At 69.0% G+C, this 4,287-nt stretch carries 3 protein-coding genes; 2 read left to right on the top strand and 1 reads right to left on the bottom strand.

What is annotated here, in order from left to right; translation table 11 throughout:
• Window positions 1–261 precede the first annotated feature (261 nt).
• Both GHC57_RS18685 and GHC57_RS18680 read left to right on the top strand, forming a co-directional pair.
• Window positions 262–2,181: an ABC-F family ATP-binding cassette domain-containing protein gene (locus GHC57_RS18685; RefSeq protein WP_153347108.1), complete on the top strand. Its 1,920-nt coding sequence runs from the start codon at window positions 262–264 to the stop codon at window positions 2,179–2,181.
• A gap of 330 nt (window positions 2,182–2,511) precedes the next feature.
• Window positions 2,512–3,459, top strand: a complete 948-nt coding sequence (locus GHC57_RS18680; RefSeq protein ID WP_153347106.1) for a CE1 family esterase — start codon at window positions 2,512–2,514, stop codon at window positions 3,457–3,459.
• Window positions 3,460–3,463: 4 nt separating this feature from the next.
• Here GHC57_RS18680 and GHC57_RS18675 read toward each other — a convergent pair whose 3' ends face one another.
• Complete coding sequence (locus tag GHC57_RS18675; RefSeq protein ID WP_153347104.1) at window positions 3,464–4,126, bottom strand: LysE family translocator; 663 nt, start codon at window positions 4,124–4,126, stop codon at window positions 3,464–3,466.
• Window positions 4,127–4,287 lie beyond the last annotated feature (161 nt).

The following is a 4,287-nucleotide window of genomic DNA, read 5'->3' as shown; positions in this document are numbered from 1 at the left end:
AACGTGTCCCGATCCATGCCCGCCTCCCGCGTTCGGTATCCTTCATGATACCAAATCCGGGAATGCATAGCGAACGCTATTTGAGCCTAAAATTATAGGATGTCATCCTGAAGCCGCGAAGCAACTGAAGGACCTCGAGCGCAGATCCCCGCCCAACTGCAAAGACCTGGAAGAGCGATCCCGTTCACCTGAGCTCGTCGCCCTCTCCCGCGCGTCGCCCCCCTGTTGCGGGCGGCGGGGTCGTGCTATCACCCCGCCGTCATGCTTCAGATCAACGGCCTTACATACCGCATCGGCGGGCGCCTGCTGTTCGATGGCGCGAGTGTCTCGCTGCCCGCCGGTGCGCGCGTCGGTCTGGTCGGGCGCAACGGCACCGGCAAGTCCACTCTGCTGCGCCTGATCCTGGGCGAGATCGCACCGGACGCGGGCGAGATCGTCGTGCATCCGCGCGCCCGCGTCGGGCGGCTGGCGCAGGAGGCGCCGGACGGCCCGGTCTCGCTGCTCGACTGCGTGCTGGCGGCGGACACCGAGCGCGCCGCCCTGCTGGCCGAGGAGGCCGCGACCACCGACGGCCACCGCATCGGCGAGATTCACGAGCGCCTGACGGCCATCGAGGCCCATACCGCCGAGGCGCGGGCGGCGCGCATCCTCGCCGGGCTGGGCTTCCCGGCCGAGCACCATGGCCGCGCCGTCGGCGACTACTCGGGCGGCTGGCGCATGCGCGTGGCGCTCGCCGCCGTGCTGTTCGCGCGGCCGGACCTGCTGCTGCTCGACGAGCCGACCAACCACCTGGACCTGGAGGCGACGCTCTGGCTGGAGGGACACCTTGCCTCCTATCCGGGAACGGTGTTCATCATCAGCCATGACCGCGCGCTGCTGAACCGGGCGGTCAACCGCATCTGGCATCTGGAAAACCTGAAGCTGACCAGCTACGGCGGCGACTACGACACCTTTGAGAAGACGCGCCGGGAGCAGATGGACCTGCAGGCCCGCGCCTACGAGAAGCAGCAGGCTCAGCGCCAGAAGATCCAGGCGTTCATCGACCGCTTCCGCGCCAAGGCGACCAAGGCCCGGCAGGCGCAAAGCCGCGTCAAGCTGCTGGAGAAGATGGAGATGGTGGCCCCGGTGATCGAGGATCACGCCATCAGCTTCGACTTTCCCGCGCCCGCACCCTTGGCCCCGCCGCTGGTGGCCATCGAGGGCGGCGTGGCCGGCTATGGCGAGACGGCGATCCTGCGGCGGCTGAACCTGCGCCTCGACATGGACGACCGCGTGGCCCTGTTGGGGGCCAACGGCAACGGCAAGTCGACGCTGGCCAAGGTGCTGGCCGGGCGGCTGGGCCTGATGGCGGGCGAACTGAAGGCCTCGCCCAAGCTGTCGGTGGGCTACTTCGCCCAGCACCAGATGGAGGAACTGGTTCCGGACCAGGCGCCCCTGTGGCACATGCGCCGGGCCATGCCGGAGGTGAATGATACCCGGCTGCGGGCTCATCTCGGCCGCTTCGACTTCACCGCCCAGCATGCGGACACGCCGGTCAGGAACCTGTCCGGCGGCGAGAAGGCGCGCCTGCTGATCGCCCTGATGAGCCGCGAGGCGCCGCACCTGATGATCCTGGACGAGCCCACCAACCACCTGGACATCGACACCCGCGAGGCGCTGGTGGCGGCCCTGAACGCGTTTGAGGGCGCGGTGGTGCTCATCACCCACGACCCGCATCTGGTGGAGCTGGCGGCCGATCGGCTGTGGCTGGTGGACGGCGGCACGGTCGCCCCCTTCGAGGGCGACATGGGCGACTATCGCCGGCTGCTGCTGGAGCGCGCGCGGGAGGACCGGCGCGAGGCCCGGGCGGAGAACGAGGCCGCGAAAGGGACCGGGGGCAGTGCCACCGCGCAGAACCGCAAGGACGAGCGCCGGGCGGCGGCCGAATTCCGGCAGCGCACCGCGCCGCTGCGCAAGGCCATCCAGGCGGCCGAGAAGGATGTGGAAAAGCTCTCGGCCGAGAAGGCGCGCCTGGAAGAGCGCATGGCCGATCCCACGCTCTACGACGGCCCGGCCGACCGCCTGACCGCGCTGCAAAAGGACCTGGGCGCGGTCGCGAAAAAGCTGGAGGCGGCCGAGACCCGCTGGATGGAGGCCCAGGAAACCCTGGAGGCGGCCGAGGCCGAGGCGGCGGTGGGCTGAACGGGTGGGCGCGAAGGGCGACGGGCTCAGGTGAACATGTCGGCACGGTCCGCGTTGTCGGAGCAGGCCTCTCGAGATCCCTCGTTTCGCTTCGCTCGCTCGGGATGACGCACTACTATTATAAGAAGTCATCCTGAAGCCGCGAAGCGGCTGAAGGACCTCGCGCGCTGGTCTCCGACCCGATGCAAAGGCCTGGAAGAACGATGCCGTTAACCTGAGCCCGTTGCTCTGGGCGGGCGCGCGATCGCGGGCGCAAAGCGTTCGAGTGTCTCTGGGTCATTCTGGTGTAGGCTCCCGGCAGGCAGGTCCCACGGCACCGGGAGGTAAGGCATGGCGTCGACACGATCTGGTCTCCTCATCGGCGCGCTCGCCGGTCTCGTCATGGCGCTCGCGGCGGCGGCCCTGTCGCCCGCACAGGCTCGGAACAGCGCACCCGGCCCGACGGTCCACACGCTGCTGCACGACGGTCTGACGCGCCGCTACCTTCTGCACGTGCCCGCGCGCGTCCGAACCGGGGCCGAGCCCGTCCCCCTTGTCGTGGTGCTGCACGGGGGCGGCGGCACGGCGGAAAGCGCCGTCCGCATGACCGGCTTCAGCCGGCTGGCGACGCGCGAGGGCTTCCTGGTCGCCTATCCGGAAGGCACCAGCCCGGGCGGCCGGCTGTACACCTGGAATGCCCACCACTGCTGCGCCTTCGCCATGCGGACCGGGGTGGATGATGTCGGGTTCATCCGGGCCCTGATCGAGACCCTCCTGCGCGACCATCCCGTGGACCCGGACCGGGTCTTCGTCGCCGGCCTGTCCAACGGCGGCATGCTGGCCCACCGCATCGGGATCGAGATGAGCGACAGAGTGGCGGCCATCGGTACGGTGATCGCCGGTCTGTTCGGGGACGAGGCGACGCCCCGGGTCCCCGTGTCGGTGCTTATCATCAACGGTGCGCTGGACCGCATGGTTCCGCCGGAGGGTGGTCTCACGGACGGCCCGTTCGTGCGGGCGTGGGACGGCCGGCCGATGCGGCCGGCGGCCTACCAGGGCGCGTTCTGGGCCAGGGCGAACGGCTGCGCGCCGGACCCGGAGCCGGGTCCCGACCGGGGGCCGAGAGTCTCGTCCTGGCGATACGCCTGCCCGCCCGGCGTGGCGGTCGAGCGCATCCTAGTGCACGACAACGCGCACGACTGGCCCGGCGGTCAGCCCTGGACACAGGGGGAGGCCCCGAGCACGGCCCTGGACGCGACGGAAACGCTCTGGCGGTTCTTTGAACGGCAGCGCCCCTGAGCGCTCACATCGGCCACAGGTCCGCCCAATCGAGGGTGGCCAGCGCCCTCAGAAGATAGAGCGCCGCCAGCCCCAGCAGCACGGCCCCCAGACCCGGAATCACGCGCCCCAGGGCGGTCCTGCCCGTCAGGGCCGCGCCCGAGAATTGGCCGGCGACGCTGTAGAGGGCGAAGCACGTCAGCGCGATGGTTCCGATCGGCACAAACACGAACAGGGCGTGGGTCGCCGTGAGGGTGGCGGCGCCCCCCACGAAGCTGGGGTACAGGGCGACGAAGAACAGGATCGCCTTCGGGTTGAAAAAGGCAACCACGAACCCGTCGGCGAACCGCAGCACCGGCGGCCGGCTCAGAAGTGTGGCGTCCCCCTCATCCAGGCCCCCGTTCGCGCCGCTCGTCAGGAAAAGGTAGCCGATGTATCCGATGAACACGGCTCCCACGATCTGCAGCAGCGTCAGCACGCCCGGGCCGAGGCTCATCAGGGACTGGAACGCCGCATAGGCCAGCAAGGCCTGCGTCAACGAGGCGACCATGTTGCCCAGCGCGGCGGGCAGCGCGCCGAGCGTGCCGCGCATCATGCCTTCGGAAAAGGCCAGGATCATGCTCGGACCGGGCACGATCGAGACCGAGAAGATGGTCAGGCAATACAGAAACAGCAGCTCATGCGTCATGGTGCGAGTCCCGGCCGTTCAACCCACGATGCGGGCGGAAGAGACTCTTCGCGATGAATGCGGGTTTCCCTCCACAAAAAAATAGGCTCAGTTTGCGTTAGATATGCATGCTGGTTGTTTGGGCGAGATAAGTCCGGCGATGCATGCCAGGATTGCACGGG

Origin of the sequence: Roseospira navarrensis (assembly GCF_009601025.1) — a bacterium.
Classification (GTDB): Bacteria; Pseudomonadota; Alphaproteobacteria; order Rhodospirillales; family Rhodospirillaceae; genus Rhodospira; species Rhodospira navarrensis.
Note: the sequence above shows the minus strand (reverse complement) of the source record. Positions and strands in the feature narration are given on the sequence as shown.

Coding starts and splice junctions, on each gene's coding strand:
- GHC57_RS18685 (WP_153347108.1), top strand. CDS start 262: ATGCTTCAGATCAACGGCCTTACATACCGCATCGGCGGGCGCCTGCTG.
- GHC57_RS18680 (WP_153347106.1), top strand. CDS start 2,512: ATGGCGTCGACACGATCTGGTCTCCTCATCGGCGCGCTCGCCGGTCTC.
- GHC57_RS18675 (WP_153347104.1), bottom strand. CDS start 4,126: ATGACGCATGAGCTGCTGTTTCTGTATTGCCTGACCATCTTCTCGGTC.